This is a genomic window from Erwinia sp. CGal63 (genome assembly GCF_037026505.1).
Classification (GTDB): Bacteria; Pseudomonadota; Gammaproteobacteria; order Enterobacterales; family Enterobacteriaceae; genus Erwinia.
The window spans coordinates 1086193-1102910 of the sequence record NZ_JAKUMN010000001.1 but is presented as its reverse complement, the minus strand read 5'-3'; the positions used below and the strand labels follow the sequence as shown (position 1 = coordinate 1102910).

Below are 16718 nucleotides of genomic sequence, written 5' to 3'. Positions count from 1 at the left end.
CCCGGACGGGCCGCTGTGCTTATTTTTATGGTGAAACCCCGGCGTATCGCCGGGGCGGGTAGAATCAAACTTCTGACAGGCGGAAAGTGGAGACGGAGTGGTTCAGGAAAAGCACCTGCTCTTCCAGCGAGGCGGAAGCCGCTGCCGACTCCTGCACCAGCGCGGAGTTCTGCTGGGTTACGCTGTCCATTTCAGTTACCGCCTGTTCGATCTGGCTGATGCCGCGGCTCTGCTCGTCGGAAGCGGTCGAAATATGATCCATCAACACGTCTACCTGGCTGACAGAGGCAATAATCGCGCCAATAGCGTCGCCGGTGCGGCTTACCTGATCCGAACCCGCTTTGATATTGGCGACCGATTCGGCGATCAGGCTTTCAATCTCCTTCGCGGCCACGGCGCTGCGCTGCGCCAGGTTGCGTACTTCGCCCGCGACCACCGCGAAGCCGCGGCCCTGTTCGCCCGCGCGCGCCGCTTCCACCGCTGCGTTCAGCGCCAGAATATTGGTCTGGAAGGCGATACTGTTAATCACGCCGGTGATATCTTCGATCTTCTTCGAGCTGTTGTTAATCAGGCCCATAGTGACGATCACTTCCTGCGCCACTTTCTCGCCGGTTTTGGCGTTTTTCACCGCTTCGCTGGTCAGGCGGCTGGCTTCAAAAACGTTTTCGGTGTTCTGTTTTACCGTGGCGCCAAGCTCTTCCATACTGGCGGCGGTTTGCGTCAGCGCGGCGGCCTGCTGCTCGGTACGCGAGGCCAGGTCGATATTGCCCGCCGCAATCTCCTGCGAGGCGTGGGAAACGGTCTGCGTGGAGTTGCGCACCTGGCTGATAATGTCGGTCAGCGAGCAGCGCATCTGCTCCATTGTCCCCATCAGGCTTTGAATTTCGCTGCGCGAGGCGGCGACGACCGGCACTGGCGTATCCAGAATGCCCTGGGCGATCTGGCTACAGTGCATTTTTGCGCTGTCGAGCGGGCTGAGCACGTAACGCTTCAGGAACATCAGCACGCCGACGATGACGATCAGGAACAGCACGCCGAAGGCGACAATCAGGCCGATGCCAAAGCTGAAATTACTCTGCGCGTCGCTGTTCAACCGCTTCGCGTAAGCTTCATGCAGCGCCAGCACTTTATCCAGTACGATTTCATACTGACGATCGAGGCTGATAACGGTCGGCAGCTGGGCCTTAAAACGCGCCTGATCGTTAGTTTTCGCCGCGTCCAGCAGCGGATCGATGCCCTGATGACGATAGGCTTCATAAGTTGTGCGGTACTCCTCCGCCAGTCCGGCTTCATCCGCCAGCTTCGGCGCGGCCAGATAGGCCTGGAAAGCTTTGTCCGCCTTGCCCATCACCTCATTCAACCCGTTCAGAGTCTCTTCCGACGGCAGGTTGCTGCTGCCTTCCGCCGTCTTCATATATTCCATCACGCGCACGCGCAGGGTGCGGCTGTGGTTTATAGGATCGATAATAGAAAGCACCACGCGGATCTCTTTGTTCACCGCATCCAGTGACGTATTGCTACGAGTCAGCAGCCAGACGTTGGCGATCATGCTGGCGAAAAAAATCACAAACAGAAACAGCAGCACCAGCAGCGACGATTTTTTCAGGGACATCTTAAAAGCCTTAAGAGGGAGTTCGATGCTTTCTGTATCGGCATCACACGCTAAAGATTTAGTCTGGCGACGGGCAGGGCAGAGGAATATATCGCTAACCCAGCTAATTCAACTGGTTATAAGGAGTGACGCGGTCACTTTTAGTGCATTTACAAGAGAAAAATAATGCCTCTTGGGTGACAATGTCACTTTTTCTTACACATCAGGCGCTTCGAATTCATTGCCGGCTGAAGATCTCTCTGCCAGTCGTGACGTTGTCACAATCAGGGCCAGGTTATAGCCAGCTTGTTTGATCCTTATCACAATCCCCTTGTTTTCCATCCGGTGAAAGCCGATCGCCATCACCCTTCTTTGTTAAAAAAATGATGAATTAATTTTACATATTATTATCAATCCTACCCTGCCGTTACGGCAATACAACAGGTTAACGCCGCAGAAAGCGTTATGGGGTTTACTTTTTTACCGCTGCCGTCGCCGGAACAATCACTTTTATTGATGGTGGCGTGCGCCAGGCATCCGAAAGAGGAGAAGTAATGTGCTGACCATACTGGGTTTCTCGATGGTGACCTGTTTTATGTATTTGATCATGACTAAACGCATGTCGGCGCTGATTGCGCTGATTATCGTGCCAACGGTGTTCGCGTTGGCTGCCGGCTACTGGCATGGTCTGGGCGAGATGATGCTTAACGGCGTGAAGGCGCTGGCGCCGACGGGCGTAATGCTCACTTTCTCTATCCTCTATTTCGGCCTGATGATCGATGCCGGCCTGTTCGACCCGCTGGTGCGTTTTATCCTTAAACTGGTGCGCGGCGATCCGCTGAAGGTGCTGGTGGGCACGGCGGTGCTGACGCTGCTGGTTTCGCTGGATGGCGACAGTTCCACAACCTATATGATCGCCGTAGCGGCGTTTCTGCCGCTCTACCGCAAGCTGGGGATGAACGTGCTGGCGATGACCTGTCTGGTTAACCTTGCCAGCGGCATTATGAATCTTTCGCCGTGGGGCGGCCCGACCGCGCGCGCGGCGGCGGCGTTGCGTATCGACGCGCTGGATATCTTTATCCCTATGCTACCGGCCATGTTTCTCGGCTGCGTGACGCTGGTGGGGATGGCGGTACTGTTCGGCGTTCGCGAACGTCGGCGCCTCGGCGTGATGAAGCTCGACACTGAGCATCTGAACAATATCGAGCTGGGCCTGGGTGATGCGCAAGAGTGCGAGGCGAACCGGCGACCCAAAATGTTCTGGCCTAACTTTATTCTCACCACCGCGCTGCTGGTGCTGCTGGTAACCGGACTAATGCCTATTCAGATCCTGTTTATGCTCGCTTTCGCCATCGCCGTTATGCTCAACTATCCCTCGCTGGAGCAGCAGAAAGCGCGCATTACCACACACGCAGGCAACGTGCTGGCGGTGACCTCGCTGATTTTCGCCGCCGGCGTCTTTACCGGCATTCTTTCCGGCACCGGGATGGTTGATGCGATGGCGAAAAGCCTGCTGGCGGTGATCCCGCACAGTTTCGGCCCTTATCTGGCGGTATTTACCGCGCTGGTCAGCCTGCCGTTCACCTTCTTTATGTCAAACGACGCCTTCTATTTCGGTATCCTGCCGGTGATAGCGCAGACGGCAGTCAACTATGGTATCAGCGCCGAAGAGATCGCCAGGGCGTCGATTATCGGCCAGCCGTTTCACCTGCTCAGCCCGCTGGTGCCCTCGGTTTACCTGCTGGTTGGGCTGGCGAAGGTCGATATCGGCGACCATCAGCGTTTCGCCATTAAATGGGGGATTCTGGTGAGTATGGCGCTGCTGGCGGGCGGCCTGCTGTTTGGCGCTTTCCCGTTTTACAGTCGCTGATAAAGTGTGATGTGCATCACATTGTGCGGCCGCCATCGGGCCGCACGATGGCGAGACGCCGTTTCAGCAATAATACTTTTGGTCGGCATTTCCCTGTCCGGGAAAGAGGCCGGTTTGAAAAGTGAGGCCTTATGAAACGTGATGTATTAAGTGAAGAGTATTATGACGAAGTGTGCCGTGTGATCGGCGACGCGGCTATCGTGCTGGCGGAGAGCGGCCACAATACCAGCCGCGATGTGCTGACCACTCTGCTGGTCAGGACTCGTCATGAGCGGACGGATGCGGACCGCGACGAGCAAAAGGTGCTGGAACACGCTATTCGTCTGATAAAACCTGATTAATTTCAGGTTTTTTTTACTCTTTACCAGAAAAGTAGCGGCTTTCTGCCAGGCTTACAGGAGTGCAGAACGAAAATCGGACTTTTTAAACGAAAGGAGTGTTTATGAAAAAAGTGCTTACGCTGGCCGCGCTGCTTGCCCTTAGCCTGAACGTGATGGCCGAGGACAAAGGGGGATTCGAAGCGGGAGAAACGCCGCCGCCGCCGCACAAGCAGGATGCGGGCTATAAAGGTTCAGAAGATACCAACGAGAGCCAGATTAAAGCGGTTCGCACGTTGAAAGAGGGCTCGTGGGTCACTCTGGAAGGGAATATCATCAAAAAAGTCGGTGGCGACACCTACGCATTTCAGGATAAATCAGGAAAGATTAACCTGGTTGTTCCGGAATCTGCCTGGGGTGGCAAAAAATATGACGCCAAAGATCTGGTGCGCGTCAGCGGCTTTGTGAAGCATAAAAACAAACAAACGGAAATTGCCGTCAAGCAAATTGGCGATCCGTAATTTGAAAACAGGGCGAACTTTCGGGTTCGCCCTTATTGATCAGGTCAGCAGCTCAGTAAGGTGACGAAGTGAAAACAGCGCGGCCTGCTGCACCACCTCTTCCGGGCCGCCTGCAAAATGTCGTTGCAGACTGACCACTTTCCCATCCGGTAATCCCCAGCCAAACCAGACCGTTCCTGCAGGCGTGCCGTCCTCGCCACCGTCCGGCCCCGCATAGCCCGTGATCGCAATGCTAGCGCTTTCGCCCGACACCTCTTTTGCGCCCGTCGCCATTTCACGCGCGGTGGCTTCGCTCACGGCAGTATGTACCTGCAGCGTTTTCTCGCTGACGTGCAGAAGACGATGCTTGGCGCCGTCGGTATAGGTGACAAAGCCGCTGGTAAAGTAGCTGCTGCTGTCGCTGGCGGCGCCCAGCGCAGTGCTGACCAGACCCGAGGTACAGGATTCTGCGGCGGCGACTTTCGCGCCGATCTGTTGTAGTACGCCGCCCAGTTTTTCAGCGGCATTAATTAAATCCTTATTCATCCAGAGACTCCCGTTGCCAGTACTCCCGCCCGCTGGCGGGTAAAGGGTATTGCTCATGCAATTTCCGAAAGTATAGATAAACTTTTTTGATATGTTGGCAGGCGCCGCCGAAAAGGCGCTCAACGCTCGGTGACAAGCGGCAAAGGCGTTGGGCTTAAGGCCGTCTGCTCTCCGGCTGGTTCATTCGACGACAGATCGTCATGCGGCGACAGCAAACAGAAGTCGTTGCCGCGCTCTCGATGAAATTCCACCAGCCACTGGCTGTAGCGAGCCAGCACGCTGTCGCTGTTTTCACCGGCGACGAGTCGACGAATAAAAAGCCAGCAGGGCGGATCGGCGCGGTCGCGCACGTAGAGTTCCGGCGAGGGGCTGCCGCCGCAAACGGTAATACAGACTTCCGAAAAATGGATTTTCGGCCATTGTGCCAGACGGGTCAGAAAATGTTCTTTATCCATGCTTCACCGGGCTGTAAGCAGTAAGGAACCGGTCATGGCGGCCATTGCGCCGCAGACCAGAGTCGCTATTCCCTGAAGCAATCCGGCGTTCGCCGAAGAAAAATGGTACTGTCCGTCTCTTGTTCGGCCTGAAGCCGCAGTACGGTGCTGCCGATTTTGTAAAAATTCGTTAATTAAGTCCAGCAGTTTGTGTGGTTTTAACGCTATTCAGACTCTGCCTGGCGCGAGTCGACTCACCGTTGCAAACAAGCACTTTTTCACGAGGAAATAAAAAAAAGACGAAGCGGCAGTGAGTTATAACGAAGCGGCAGAATTTAATACAAGGGTAATCCTTATTTATCTGGCCAGTTAAACCGCTAATGAGTAAAAGCTGGCTATAAAATGTTTTTTGCATTTATAAATGAAAAAAATAAGTGTTATATAAAAATATTCATGTAAATCAATTATTTAAATAGTCATAGTTTTTTCTTATCTTTCTGCGGCTATTTGCTTGCATTTATAAGGTGGGCTGCTAGATTTAAATACGCAGCACGTTCACTGATATTTAATTCCAGCGGGATTAAATAATGACGAAGAAATCAGTGGGTATTTTTTAACACGAAGAGGACATGGGTATGACTCAGCATCGTGGTAATTCAAATTCAGGCAATTTCTCCGACGATCGTGAAAAAGCATCAGAAGCGGGCAAAAAAGGCGGCCAGAGCAGCAGCGGCAGCGGTAATTTCAAAAATGACCGTGAAAAAGCCTCTGAAGCCGGTAAAAAAGGTGGCGAGAAGAGCCATCGCAGCTAAAGCGTAATGCGCCTGTCGCCGACAGGCTCGCCGCCATCGTGCGTCCGCGCGGTGGCGGTTCGATTTATCTCCCTCCGCCAGCCACTCTTTTTTAAGCCAACGCCAGCCGGGTTAATTTTGCCGCTTCGTCTGCGGAACATCTTCTATACTCTCTGTGCGCCGTTTTAGCGGTGCAGCAGCGATGAATCCGCTGATAGTGCCAGCATTTTTTAAAAGGAGATCCCGTGCTGAAAATGATCGCCAGCCTGTTTACCAGTCCGGAAAGGCTGCTCAACGTGATGTCGCGTAACGATATGCAGGAAGCGAAAGATGACGGCGAGCGTATCTTAATCGATGAAGATGGCGCCGCTTCCGTTAATTTGCAAAGCGTAGAGGTGCATGAGGATTTTGCCCGCCATGTGGCCAAATTGCGACACACGCGTCCCACACCGCCGGGCGACGACGAACGGAAGGAAAAGCAGCGCAAGGTTGTGTTGCCGGAAGAGATAGTCTGAGCCGCGTAAAAAAGCCTCCTTGCGGAGGCCTGATTTCACGATAAACCCCACCCAGCGGCGTGGGGTTTTTTACGTCGGTGTTAGCCTTGCGGCAGGGCGAAGGCCGCCAGCGTGTCGCCGGAAGTGGTGCCCAGCCCGCCGTGACCGCCTGCGGCGATGACCACGTACTGGCGACCGTCTTCTCCGGTGTAGGTCATTGGCGTAGCCTGGCCGCCCGCAGGCAGTTTGGCTTTCCACAGCTCCTTGCCGGTCGCCTCATCGAAGGCGCGCAGATAGTTATCCGCCGTCGCGCCCATAAAGATTAGCCCGCTGCGGGTAATAATATTGCCGCCCATCATAAAGATGCCGGTCGGCAGCGGCGCGTTGGTATGGGTATTGAAGATATTCATATTGCGCGTAGTGCCCGCTGGTCGTTCCCAGGCGATTTTACGGGTCGTAAGATCGATAGCGACCAGTTTGCCCCACGGCGGCGCGCTGCAGGGCGCGCCCAGCGCGGTCAGCCAGGGTTTGACTACCGCAGCCCAGCCGGTACCGTACTGCGGCCCGACGGCGAACTCTTTCGGTTTCGGATAGGCCTGGCCGCTGGCCCAGCCCGCCCACTGTTTCATCAGCCCCTGTTTGATCGCCTCGTCATGCTTCATCAGCTCCATAGTGAAGGGAATATAGCTGGTGTTGGCGATCAGCAGGTGCCGCTGCGGATCTACCGAAGCGCCGTACCAGTCCATGACGCCGTCAAATGCCGGATAGGCGATGGAGGTGCCTTCGGCAGGCGGCGTGTACTGGCCCTGATAGCGATAGCGGTGAAACTGAATGCGGCAGATCAGCTGATCGATCGGCGTCGCGCCCCACATATCCGTCTCTTTCAGATTTGGTGGCGACAGGTTCGGCATCCCAACGGAATCTGGCTGCGTTGGCGAAAGATGTTCGCCGGGCAGAGAAGGCGAGGTCGGCACCGGTTTCTCGTTGATCTGCGCCAGCGGTTTGCCGGTGCGGCGATCCAGCATAAACAGCTGGCCCATTTTAGTGGTCTGCACCAGTGCTGGCAGGGTTTCGCCGTTTTTCCCCGGCAGATCGACCAGCGTTGGGCCAATCGGCACGTCGAAATCCCAGACGTCGTGATGCACGGTCTGGAAGTGCCAGCGCTCCTCTCCGGTATGAATATCCAGCGCCACCAGCGAGCTGGAGTACTTTTCATCAAACGGACGGCGCAGGCCGCCATAGTAATCCGGCGTCGCGTTGCCCAGCGGGATATAGATCAGCCCCAGCTTTTCGTCCGCCGTATAGGTACCCCAGCCGTTCGGCGTGCCGTGCGTATACTCTTCGCCCGGCTTCAGCGGCGCATTCTGTGGGCTTCTGCCCAGATCCCAGGCCCAGGAAAGCTGGCCGGTTTTCACGTCATAGGCGCGCACTACGCCGGAAGGTTCGCCGGTGGTCTGGTTGTCGTAGATCCAGCCGCCCAGCACCACGCGACCCTCCATCACCATCGGCTGCGAAGTAATAAAGTGGAAGCCCGGCGGCACCTGGCCCATATGGTCGGTGAGGCTGACGTAGCCCTTATCGCCGAATGAAGCGCACGGCTCGCCGGTTTGCGCGTTCAGCGCCACCATGCGCGCGTCGCTGGTGGTAGTGATGATTTTTTCCGGGCAGACGCTGTCGTCAACGGCCTTGCTGTAAGCCACGCCGCGACAGGCGAGATATTCGTTCGCCGAGGTGTCTACTTCAGGATCGAACTTCCAGCGCTGTTTGCCGCTGGTGGCGTCCAGCGCAATCACCTGGCGGTGCGGCGTACAGATAAAGAGCGTATTGCCGACCTTGATCGGCGTTACCTCAAAGCTGAACTCACGGCCCGCTTTGTCTTCGCCTTTACGCATCGTATCGCCGGTATGAAACTGCCAGGCGGGTTGCAGCTTACTGACATTGGCTGGCGTAATTTGCGTGAGCGGCGAGAAGCGCTGGCCGTCGCGGGTGCGGCCATAGTGCTGCCAGTCGTTATCGCTATCCGCAGTCGCGGCTGGCGTCGCTTCGGGCACCGTTTCATGCTGCACATAGCGCGTTGCGCTAACATGCCAGCCGCTCCAGAAAATCAGTACCACCGCCGCCAGATAGACCACGCCGCTCAGCATCCCGGCACGGCGCTGCGTCTGCATTACGGGACGGGCGATCCACGGCATGCTGCACCAGATGCCGAGTACGGCCAGCGCAAACAGGCGCGGCATCAGCTTCCAGCCGTCGAGACCCACTTCATACAGCGACCAGACCAGGCAGATCAGAAAAGAGAGCAGATAAAGCCACAGGCCGGCAGGTCGGCGCTTAACGATAAAGATGCCGCTGAGAAAGAAGCCGGCGCCGAAAATCAGATACCAGGGCGTGCCGCCCAGCGTCGCCAGCCAGCCGCCGAGCAGCAGAAAAGCCAGCCCGAACAGGCTGACCACATAGCCGGTAAGCGACGGCAGGGAGTACCAGGAATTTTTTTGCATAAGGTCTTATTAGATCGGTGACAGGTAAGTCAAGAATACAGGGTGCAAAGAATTGCAAAGGTAGGGCGAAGAAAATAGTGGGGGATTTGCAGTTAATTAGTTATTTATCAGTAAGTTATTTTGTAAAGATTATTGTCTCAAAATCTTACCGGCCTTGAGGCGCCCTGTGGCCGCGTCATTAGCGTTATTGATACGACGATAACGCATTTCCCGCGCGTTGCCGATTTAATACGCATCTGATAGCCATCCGGATGGATAAATGCTGACAATAACTGGTAACATTGCGCACCAGTTAATACTGTTATCCTGCGGTTATCAGCGTTACACAAGTTATGCCACGGAATCTAACGGTAGATTAGCGGTAAAAATAAGCGGTTGAAGCGGGATTTCAGGCGTCATTGCGGCGGATAAAACCTTCATGATATGCCTTTTAGCTATATGTCATGGTATTTGGGTCTTGCTCGACCCGCGACCGGCGTTGCGCTATCCCGTATCATAAGTTTCACCAATAACGTATTAAAAATAGTCAGTTTATTGACTCGGCCAGCAGGCTGAACAACACGGGAAATACAGGCGACAAATGATAGTTTTGCGTAACGTCTCCAAAACCTTTCACGCTGCGGCTGGCCCGGTGACGGCGGTTGACGATGTCAGTCTCCGCGTCGAACAGGGTCAGATTTACGGCATCATCGGCTACAGCGGCGCGGGGAAAAGTACCCTGATCCGCCTGCTGAACGGGCTGGAAAAACCCACTTCCGGCAGCGTCACCATCGCGGGCAAGGATATCGCCCAGGCGAAAGGCGAAGCGCTGCGCCAGGCGCGGCTGAAGATCAGCATGGTGTTCCAGCACTTTAATCTGCTCTGGTCGCGTACCGTCAGCGAAAACATCGCGTTCTCGCTGCAGATTGCCGGCGCGCCTAAAGCCGCGATCAAAACCCGCGTGCAGGAGCTGATCGAGCTGGTGGGCCTGAAGGGAAAAGAGAACGTCTGGCCTTCACAGCTCAGCGGCGGTCAGAAACAGCGTGTCGGCATTGCCCGCGCGCTGGCGAACAACCCGGAAGTTCTGCTCTGCGACGAGGCGACCTCGGCGCTGGATCCGCAGACTACCGACGCGATTCTGGATCTGCTGCTGGACATCAACCGCAAGCTCCAGCTAACCATAGTGCTGATCACCCATGAGATGCACGTGGTGCGGAAGATCTGCCATCGCGTGGCGGTAATGGAAGCGGGCCGCATTGTGGAAGAGGGCGAAGTCCTGTCGGTCTTTACTCATCCGCAGCAGCCGATTACCCGTCAGTTTGTCAAACAGACGGCGGAGTACAGCAGCGCTGAAACGCCGTTCAATCCGGAGCTGATCGATGGCGCGGCGGGCAGCGTACTGAAGCTGACCTTTGTCGGCCAGAATACGCAGCAGCCGATCGTCGGCGAACTGACGCTGAAGTACGGCGTTCCTTTTAATATTCTGCACGGCAAAATGACGCAAACCACCAACGGCACCTTCGGCGAGCTGTGGTTACAGGTTGCCGCCAGCGGCAGCGCGCTGGAGAACATCCTGGCCGATTTACACGCCCATGCTATTACGACCGAGGTGGTACATGACTGAGACGCTTTTTCCCCATCTGAAGCTGGATCAGCTTTGGGCGGCAACCTGTGAAACCCTTTATATGACCGCCTGGTCCGGCGCAGCGACCTTTGTGCTGGGCATTCTGTTCGGACTGGCGCTGTTTTTGACCGCGCGCGGCGGCATGTTTCAGAACCGGGCCATCTACTCGGTGATTTCGGTACTGGTCAACGTCTTCCGGTCGATTCCTTTTATTATCCTGATTGTTTTGCTGATCCCGTTCACCAAAACGCTAATCGGCACCATTCTGGGCGCCAACGCGGCGCTGCCGGCGCTGATTGTCGGCGCGGCGCCGTTCTATGCTCGCCTGGTGGAAATTGGCCTGCGCGAAGTGGATAAAGGCGTGATTGAGGCTTCCCGCTCAATGGGCGCGCGGCTCAGCACCCTGATTTTCCGCGTACTGCTGCCGGAATCCTCGCCTGCGCTGGTTTCCGGCATGACGGTAACGCTGATCGCGCTGGTAAGTTACAGCGCGATGGCGGGCGTTATCGGCGCGGGCGGCCTGGGTAACCTGGCCTATCTGGAAGGCTTCCAGCGTAACCACAGCGACGTCACGCTGGTGGCGACGGTTATGATCCTGATTATCGTTTTTATTATTCAGTTTATTGGCGATTTCATCACTACCCGGCTCGACAAACGCTAACTCATGAAGGAAGTAATAATGAAAAAAACACTGACGCTGCTGGCTGCGGCAACCCTGGGCGCGCTGAGCCTGAGCGCATGGGCCGATACCCTGACCGTAGGCGCCTCCAACGTGCCGCACGCGGAAATTCTGGAGCAGGCTAAGCCGATTCTGGCGAAGCAGGGCATCGATCTGGAAATCAAACCCTTCCAGGACTACATTCTGCCGAACACCGCGCTGGCCAGCCGCGATATCGACGCGAACTACTTCCAGCACGTGCCTTACCTGAACAGCGTGCTGAAAGATCACGCCGACGACAAGAGCTACGACTTTGTCAGCGCGGGCGCCATCCATATCGAGCCAATCGGTATCTACTCTAAAAAATATAAGTCGCTGAAAGATCTGCCGCAGAACGGCAAGGTCATTATGCGCGACGCGGTATCGGAAGAAGGCCGTATTCTTTCTATCTTCGAGAAAGAAGGCGTAATCAAGCTGAAGCCGGGCGTCAGCAAAGTCGACGCGCGCATCAGCGATATCGTGGAAAACCCGAAACACCTGAAATTCCTGGCTAACGTTGAAGGCGCGCTGCTGCCGCAGATGTACAACAACGACGAAGGCGACGCGGTTGTAATCAACGCCAACTATGCGATTGATGCCGGTCTGGATCCGGTAAAAGATCCGATCGCGGTTGAGAGCGGCGAAAATAACCCGTATGCCAATATTATCACCGTGCATCGCGGCGATGAGAACAAGCCGGATATCAAAGCGCTGGTCGGCGTGCTGCACTCTAAGCAGATTCAGGACTGGATCCGCAGCAAATACAAAGGCGCGGTTATTCCTGTTAATAACTGATTGACGCTAAAGCGAAAAGGCCGGGAAACCGGCCTTTTTTTTGCGACGGATCAGGATAAAAAACAGACGCGTAGTCGATGTCCATCGGGATCGAGGGCGGTGAAGGTATAGCCGAAATCCAGGCTGACCGGCTTCTGGATAAAGGTTATGCGCTTATTTCCCCAGGCTAAAAAAGTATCATCCACCTCTTGCTTGCTGTTAGCGGTAATAAACAGCTCGCCAGCGCTGCCCTGAGCAGGAAAAGGCAGCGGCTCGGCGGTATATTTTGACCATAATCCCAGTTTAAAGCCGCCAGGCAGCGTGAGCTGACAGAAAGTCGGCCAGGCTTCTTTGCACTCTGCCTGAAAAAGGTCGCTGTAAAAATCCATGCTTTTCATTGGGTTGGTAACAAAAAGAAGCGTCATATCGGCGGTTAGCATGCTGTTTTCCTTAGTGCTTTGTGTGTTGCAACACCTTAGCTTTCCGCCGTGACAGTTTTTGTCAGTAGGACGATTCAGCGGATCCCCTGTTCTCGTTTCCAGGCCATCAGCAGCTCGTGATGCTGACGAGGATAGCGCTCGTTGAGCGTAACCAGATGCTGGATGCTGTCGGTACGGAAATGGCGCAGCTGCTGACGCCGCTCGCACCAGGCGGCCAGCAGGCACGCGTCATCAAAATAGCCCAGCGCGACCGGCCAGAGGATACGGGTCGATTTTTCCTGCTGCAGATTCAAATAGACAACCTCGACTTTACTGCGCTGGCGGATAGCCTGGCGAAGCTCCACCAGCCAGGTTTGCGGCAGAACGCGCGCCGCCGGGCCAACCAGCAGGGCCTGATGGTCGATGGTCTGCTTTAGCGACTCGGGGATAACGCTGCCAATCTTTGCTAAAGCTTCATCCGCCGCGGCAGATAGCGCCGCGTCGCCGCGCTTTTTGACCCAGCTAATCCCTAACAGCAGCGCTTCGGTTTCCGATCGGGTAAACATCAGCGGCGGCAGCAGGAACTCCTCACGCAGGACGTAGCCCAAGCCAGCCTCACCGGCAATACAGGCGCCTTGCTGCTGCAAAGTAGCAATATCGCGATAGATAGTGCGGATATGCACGCCCAGCTTCTCTGCCAGAAACGTCGCCGTTACCGGATAGCGGCGACCGCGCAACAGCTGAATTAGCGTCAATAAGCGTTGGCTACGGCTCATGGTTATTTATCTCATCGATCGGGGCAGGTTTGGGATAATAAGGCAGACAGGTTGTAATAGCATCAGGGAAAAGCCCGAGGCCGCAGTAAACAGATAAAAGGGTCGGGCGCTGCGGCTTTGTCCTGAACGACGCGACCGACATCTAGCGGTCGGGCTCCGGGATTTCCGATAGCGTAAAATAACCTGCCCGATTTTTTTGCAGCCGCATCGTATTTACTAGCCGGTACTTTTCAGCTTCACGACCGGCAGAAATACCCATTAATACAGAGTAGTCGCCTTCCTGCCAATCAATTTCCGGGTAAGAGACGCACTTTCCCGTGGGAATAATGGCAAAGGGCGGCTGAAGGTCTGAATACCAAATGTTTTGCCATTTTCCTTCGGTTAATTTAGCTACGGAAATGCCCCTGTTCAGGATTGGGTGGCCTTTTTTCTGCATCCCGGCAGGCACGGAAAAGCAGGGCGCGTTATCCCTGATAACGACATCCAGCGGGTAGACGTAAGGCTTCTCAAGATGACAGCCGCTCGCCAGTAAAACGGCAGCTATTACCCCTTTTTTAATCATGGCAAATTCCTTTTGGCGGAGGGATCGCTTAAAAAGCCGCGCATAACCCATTCATATTTTTTGAGAAGGTCGGGACCCTTGATGCCCTCAAAATTGGCTACCGATTCAAATCCAGAGCGGCCAAAGGTTTTTAACCAAAAATAATCAGCAATCAGGCTGGCCTGATTTTCCATACTGTAGTCAAAAATAAGCTTATAACTCGGTAATGAATAGCGATAAGTCGCTGCCCAACTCAGGCAGCCACGTAGTTTGACGTTAAGCCCTAACTGATATTGCCATACATGCGCCATTTCGTGAATGAACCAGTGTTGTTTCCAGCCTTGGGCTATGGAGAAATCAGCCTCATAGTGTTTCGGCATAAAGTAGATTTCACCGTTGGGCGTGACAGCATAATCTTTATTTTGCAGATTAAACGGGAAATAGCTTTCTTTATGAACTCTGACCTTTGAATAATTTATGGCGTTTTTAAATATACTTTGCGCCATTTTAACTTCTCCAGAAGTGAGTTTTCTTGCTTTCCGTTCCTGTATGCTCATTCTGCTCTCCTTGCGATAATGAAGAAAAAGACTCTAACATCGAAAGCTTATATAACAAAGCTCAATAAGTCACAGGCGTTTTTCCCTGGTATAAACGTTGAGAATTAGTCTTACGCTATTCTGTTATTCATTCAGGTACGCACAAAGGATATTTGCAGTATCTGCTCCTGGAAAATTAATCTTTAAAATATAAAAATAAAGCGAACCACAATCTTAATTCAGCATCGGTATCCTGCGTAAAATCGCTGCCGCGCCTGGTCTTTGCTGGTGGCCGCCGGCTGCCTGGCGGTAGCCAGAACGGCTATGGCGCATCATTACGCCAATAAGTCGCAGCGCCTGCTGGTGTTTACGATGACCGTAGCCGAGCTGTATCGCGGCTGGGTGAATCCGCCGCCGGGATCAGCGCCGCCACGCTAAAACAAAGATTGACGCTGGCGGCTAAATTAAAGACTATTTCCCGGCGAAGCCGGAAAACCTGTTCCGGAAGTCGCTTAATAGCATCAAAACAGGGGATGTTAAGGGTTATTACATCCGGAAAATTATGACTGAAAGGGAATTTTATGCACCAGCTCAATCAAAGCAAATTTAAACAGATCCTGCCGCTGGCTTTGCCGGCTTTCGTTGTGGCCTTCATGCTGGTTTTAATGTCGTTTTATACCGTTAAGGAAGGCGAGCGAGGCGTGCTGCTGCGCTACGGCAAAATAGTTAAAATCGCGGAGCCGGGCCTCGGCTTTAAAATCCCGCTAATCGAAACGGTCAAAACCCTGTCGATCCATAACCACGCCATGCTGCACAACAATATTCAGGCCTACAGCCGCGATCAGCAGCCGGCTACGATGTCGGTTTCCGTCAACTATCACGTTCCCGCCTCCGAAGTGGAAAAGCTCTATATCGCCTATACCACGCTGGAAAACATGACCGAGCGGCTGATTGCCAGACAGATCCCGACGCAGCTGGAAAATGTGTTCGGTCAGTATACCGCCATCAGCGCGGTACAGGATCGCGCCAGGCTGGTGCAGGATATGCAAAACGCCTTGCGCAAAGCGGTGGAAGGGCCGGTGATTATCGATAGCGTGCAGATCGAAAACATTGATTTCTCGGACGCTTATGAAAAATCGATTGAGGACAGGATGAAGGCGGAAGTCGCCATCGCTACACGCAAGCAGAATCTGGAAACGGAAAAAATCCAGGCGCAAATCGCCATCACCCAGGCCGAAGCAGAGGCGGCCAGCCAGCTTGCCGCGGCGAAAGCGGCGGCGGAGGCGATCAGGCTGAAAGGCGCTGCCGAAGCGGAAGCTATCCGGCTGCGCGGTCAGGCGCTGCGCGATAATCCGGCGCTGGTGAGCCTGACCACGGCCGAGCGCTGGGACGGCAAGCTGCCGGCTACTATGGTGCCGGGCGGCGGCGTGCCATTCGTGTCGGTTAAATAAGAACGGCGGGAAGCGCATGGCTTCCCGCTCTCGCCAGCTACCGCTAAAGAACGCTTTGCAAAAATTTTTGCGTGCGCTGATGAACGGGATAATTCAGTACCCGATCGGCGCTGCCGCTTTCGACGATTTTGCCGTCAACCATAAATACCACCCGATCGGCGACCTGCTTCGCAAAGCCGATCTCATGGGTAACCACCACCATAGTTACGCCGGAGCGCGCCAGCTTATTGATTACCGCCAGCACTTCGCCGACCAGCTCGGGGTCCAGCGCGGAAGTCGGCTCGTCGAACAGCATCACCTTTGGATTGAGCGCCAGCGCGCGGGCGATGGCGATGCGCTGCTGCTGGCCGCCGGAAAGCTGTCGCGGCCAGGCCTGCGCCTTTTCGCGCAGCCCTACGGTATCCAGCAGCTCATAAGCGCGCTCAACGGCCTCGCGCCGCTTCAGCAGGCCATGCACGATCGGCGCTTCGATAATATTCTCCAGCACGGTCATATGCGGAAACAGGTTGAAGTTCTGGAATACGTAGCCAACCTGGATACGCTGTTTCAGGATCGCTTTTTCCTTTAGTTCATAGAGCCTGTCGCCTTTACGCCGATAGCCCACGTAGTCGCCGTCAATCTGAATAAAGCCTTTATCCACGCGCTCCAGATGATTGATGGTGCGCAGCAGCGTCGATTTGCCGGAGCCGGACGGCCCGAGGATCACGGTAACCGTGCCGGGCTCGATGGTCAGGCTGACATCGTCCAGCGCGGTAAAAGCGCCGTAGCTTTTGCTGATATTGCCGATCTCGATTTTACCCTGTCGAGGCTGCGGCCGGTCGCGCCAGCGAACGCCAGTGGCTTCGCGGCCTTGTGGATAGAGCTCAAGCGCTTCTGACAT

At 54.9% G+C, this 16718-nt stretch carries 17 protein-coding genes and 1 pseudogene; 9 read left to right on the top strand and 9 right to left on the bottom strand.

Annotation, left to right across the window (positions count from 1 at the left end; translation table 11 throughout):
- Positions 1-64: 64 nt before the first annotated feature.
- The gene (locus tag MKZ79_RS04985; protein WP_336140501.1) at positions 65-1612 is read right to left on the bottom strand and encodes a methyl-accepting chemotaxis protein; all 1548 of its coding nucleotides are present in this window, start codon (positions 1610-1612) and stop codon (positions 65-67) included.
- Positions 1613-2147: 535 nt separating this feature from the next.
- Here MKZ79_RS04985 and MKZ79_RS04980 point away from each other — a divergent pair.
- The 3 genes from MKZ79_RS04980 (at position 2148) to MKZ79_RS04970 (ending at position 4299) form a co-directional block, all read left to right on the top strand.
- Positions 2148-3461 (top strand): CitMHS family transporter, encoded by a 1314-nt coding sequence (locus MKZ79_RS04980; protein ID WP_336140500.1) that lies wholly within the window; start codon positions 2148-2150, stop codon positions 3459-3461.
- A 131-nt stretch (positions 3462-3592) separates the two neighbouring features.
- A complete protein-coding gene (locus MKZ79_RS04975; protein ID WP_336140499.1) occupies positions 3593-3802 on the top strand; it encodes a DUF2767 family protein in 210 nt (69 codons plus the stop codon).
- Between the two features lie 101 nt (positions 3803-3903).
- Positions 3904-4299 carry a YgiW/YdeI family stress tolerance OB fold protein gene (locus MKZ79_RS04970; protein WP_336140498.1) on the top strand — a complete coding sequence of 132 codons (396 nt, stop codon included), beginning with the start codon at positions 3904-3906 and terminating at the stop codon, positions 4297-4299.
- Positions 4300-4338: 39 nt separating this feature from the next.
- Here MKZ79_RS04970 and MKZ79_RS04965 read toward each other — a convergent pair whose 3' ends face one another.
- Together MKZ79_RS04965 and MKZ79_RS04960 are read right to left on the bottom strand one after the other, a co-directional pair.
- Positions 4339-4824 carry a CinA family protein gene (locus tag MKZ79_RS04965; protein ID WP_336140497.1) on the bottom strand — a complete coding sequence of 162 codons (486 nt, stop codon included), beginning with the start codon at positions 4822-4824 and terminating at the stop codon, positions 4339-4341.
- A gap of 119 nt (positions 4825-4943) precedes the next feature.
- Positions 4944-5279: a hypothetical protein gene (locus tag MKZ79_RS04960; RefSeq protein WP_336140496.1), complete on the bottom strand. Its 336-nt coding sequence runs from the start codon at positions 5277-5279 to the stop codon at positions 4944-4946.
- Between the two features lie 614 nt (positions 5280-5893).
- Here MKZ79_RS04960 and MKZ79_RS04955 point away from each other — a divergent pair.
- Together MKZ79_RS04955 and MKZ79_RS04950 are read left to right on the top strand one after the other, a co-directional pair.
- On the top strand, positions 5894-6070 hold the full coding sequence (locus MKZ79_RS04955) for a general stress protein (RefSeq protein ID WP_336140495.1): 177 nt from the start codon (positions 5894-5896) through the stop codon (positions 6068-6070).
- A gap of 233 nt (positions 6071-6303) precedes the next feature.
- Positions 6304-6483, top strand: a pseudogene (locus tag MKZ79_RS04950) (hypothetical protein); the annotation flags it as partial.
- Positions 6484-6644: 161 nt separating this feature from the next.
- Here MKZ79_RS04950 and MKZ79_RS04945 read toward each other — a convergent pair.
- Complete coding sequence (locus MKZ79_RS04945; protein ID WP_336140494.1) at positions 6645-9041, bottom strand: membrane-bound PQQ-dependent dehydrogenase, glucose/quinate/shikimate family; 2397 nt, start codon at positions 9039-9041, stop codon at positions 6645-6647.
- A 580-nt stretch (positions 9042-9621) separates the two neighbouring features.
- Here MKZ79_RS04945 and MKZ79_RS04940 point away from each other — a divergent pair.
- From MKZ79_RS04940 to MKZ79_RS04930, 3 genes are read left to right on the top strand one after another with little or no spacing between them, the layout of a single operon-like run.
- A complete protein-coding gene (locus MKZ79_RS04940) occupies positions 9622-10644 on the top strand; it encodes a methionine ABC transporter ATP-binding protein (RefSeq protein ID WP_336140493.1) in 1023 nt (340 codons plus the stop codon).
- Positions 10637-11305, top strand: coding sequence for a methionine ABC transporter permease (locus MKZ79_RS04935; RefSeq protein WP_336140492.1), 669 nt, complete (start codon positions 10637-10639; stop codon positions 11303-11305). Before MKZ79_RS04940 ends, MKZ79_RS04935 begins: the two co-directional genes overlap by 8 nt.
- A gap of 18 nt (positions 11306-11323) precedes the next feature.
- The gene (locus MKZ79_RS04930) at positions 11324-12136 is read left to right on the top strand and encodes a MetQ/NlpA family ABC transporter substrate-binding protein (RefSeq protein WP_336140491.1); all 813 of its coding nucleotides are present in this window, start codon (positions 11324-11326) and stop codon (positions 12134-12136) included.
- 50 nt (positions 12137-12186) lie between these two features.
- Here MKZ79_RS04930 and MKZ79_RS04925 read toward each other — a convergent pair whose 3' ends face one another.
- The 4 genes from MKZ79_RS04925 to MKZ79_RS04910 all read right to left on the bottom strand — a co-directional run bounded on the left by MKZ79_RS04925 (position 12187) and on the right by MKZ79_RS04910 (position 14408).
- Positions 12187-12555: a VOC family protein gene (locus MKZ79_RS04925; protein ID WP_336140490.1), complete on the bottom strand. Its 369-nt coding sequence runs from the start codon at positions 12553-12555 to the stop codon at positions 12187-12189.
- A 74-nt stretch (positions 12556-12629) separates the two neighbouring features.
- The gene (locus MKZ79_RS04920) at positions 12630-13310 is read right to left on the bottom strand and encodes a helix-turn-helix transcriptional regulator (RefSeq protein WP_336140489.1); all 681 of its coding nucleotides are present in this window, start codon (positions 13308-13310) and stop codon (positions 12630-12632) included.
- 142 nt (positions 13311-13452) lie between these two features.
- Positions 13453-13872, bottom strand: coding sequence for a putative T6SS immunity periplasmic lipoprotein (locus tag MKZ79_RS04915; protein WP_336140488.1), 420 nt, complete (start codon positions 13870-13872; stop codon positions 13453-13455).
- Positions 13869-14408 (bottom strand): hypothetical protein, encoded by a 540-nt coding sequence (locus tag MKZ79_RS04910; RefSeq protein WP_336140487.1) that lies wholly within the window; start codon positions 14406-14408, stop codon positions 13869-13871. Before MKZ79_RS04910 ends, MKZ79_RS04915 begins: the two co-directional genes overlap by 4 nt.
- A 632-nt stretch (positions 14409-15040) precedes the next feature.
- Here MKZ79_RS04910 and MKZ79_RS04905 point away from each other — a divergent pair.
- On the top strand, positions 15041-15838 hold the full coding sequence (locus tag MKZ79_RS04905; RefSeq protein WP_442897138.1) for a prohibitin family protein: 798 nt from the start codon (positions 15041-15043) through the stop codon (positions 15836-15838).
- Positions 15839-15881: 43 nt separating this feature from the next.
- On the opposite strand, the gene MKZ79_RS04900 is transcribed toward MKZ79_RS04905, so the two are convergent.
- Positions 15882-16718: an amino acid ABC transporter ATP-binding protein gene (locus MKZ79_RS04900; RefSeq protein WP_336140483.1), complete on the bottom strand. Its 837-nt coding sequence runs from the start codon at positions 16716-16718 to the stop codon at positions 15882-15884.

What these genes read in the sequence shown, in the direction of transcription:
- MKZ79_RS04930 (WP_336140491.1), top strand. Translation starts at nt 11,324, where the DNA reads ATGAAAAAAACACTGACGCTGCTGGCTGCGGCAACCCTGGGCGCGCTG.
- MKZ79_RS04965 (WP_336140497.1), bottom strand. Translation starts at nt 4,824, where the DNA reads ATGAATAAGGATTTAATTAATGCCGCTGAAAAACTGGGCGGCGTACTA.
- MKZ79_RS04960 (WP_336140496.1), bottom strand. Translation starts at nt 5,279, where the DNA reads ATGGATAAAGAACATTTTCTGACCCGTCTGGCACAATGGCCGAAAATC.
- MKZ79_RS04955 (WP_336140495.1), top strand. Translation starts at nt 5,894, where the DNA reads ATGACTCAGCATCGTGGTAATTCAAATTCAGGCAATTTCTCCGACGAT.
- MKZ79_RS04970 (WP_336140498.1), top strand. Translation starts at nt 3,904, where the DNA reads ATGAAAAAAGTGCTTACGCTGGCCGCGCTGCTTGCCCTTAGCCTGAAC.
- MKZ79_RS04935 (WP_336140492.1), top strand. Translation starts at nt 10,637, where the DNA reads ATGACTGAGACGCTTTTTCCCCATCTGAAGCTGGATCAGCTTTGGGCG.
- MKZ79_RS04945 (WP_336140494.1), bottom strand. Translation starts at nt 9,041, where the DNA reads ATGCAAAAAAATTCCTGGTACTCCCTGCCGTCGCTTACCGGCTATGTG.
- MKZ79_RS04920 (WP_336140489.1), bottom strand. Translation starts at nt 13,310, where the DNA reads ATGAGCCGTAGCCAACGCTTATTGACGCTAATTCAGCTGTTGCGCGGT.
- MKZ79_RS04940 (WP_336140493.1), top strand. Translation starts at nt 9,622, where the DNA reads ATGATAGTTTTGCGTAACGTCTCCAAAACCTTTCACGCTGCGGCTGGC.
- MKZ79_RS04925 (WP_336140490.1), bottom strand. Translation starts at nt 12,555, where the DNA reads ATGCTAACCGCCGATATGACGCTTCTTTTTGTTACCAACCCAATGAAA.
- MKZ79_RS04910 (WP_336140487.1), bottom strand. Translation starts at nt 14,408, where the DNA reads ATGAGCATACAGGAACGGAAAGCAAGAAAACTCACTTCTGGAGAAGTT.
- MKZ79_RS04975 (WP_336140499.1), top strand. Translation starts at nt 3,593, where the DNA reads ATGAAACGTGATGTATTAAGTGAAGAGTATTATGACGAAGTGTGCCGT.
- MKZ79_RS04900 (WP_336140483.1), bottom strand. Translation starts at nt 16,718, where the DNA reads ATGTCAGAAGCGCTTGAGCTCTATCCACAAGGCCGCGAAGCCACTGGC.
- MKZ79_RS04985 (WP_336140501.1), bottom strand. Translation starts at nt 1,612, where the DNA reads ATGTCCCTGAAAAAATCGTCGCTGCTGGTGCTGCTGTTTCTGTTTGTG.
- MKZ79_RS04905 (WP_442897138.1), top strand. Translation starts at nt 15,041, where the DNA reads ATGCTGGTTTTAATGTCGTTTTATACCGTTAAGGAAGGCGAGCGAGGC.
- MKZ79_RS04915 (WP_336140488.1), bottom strand. Translation starts at nt 13,872, where the DNA reads ATGATTAAAAAAGGGGTAATAGCTGCCGTTTTACTGGCGAGCGGCTGT.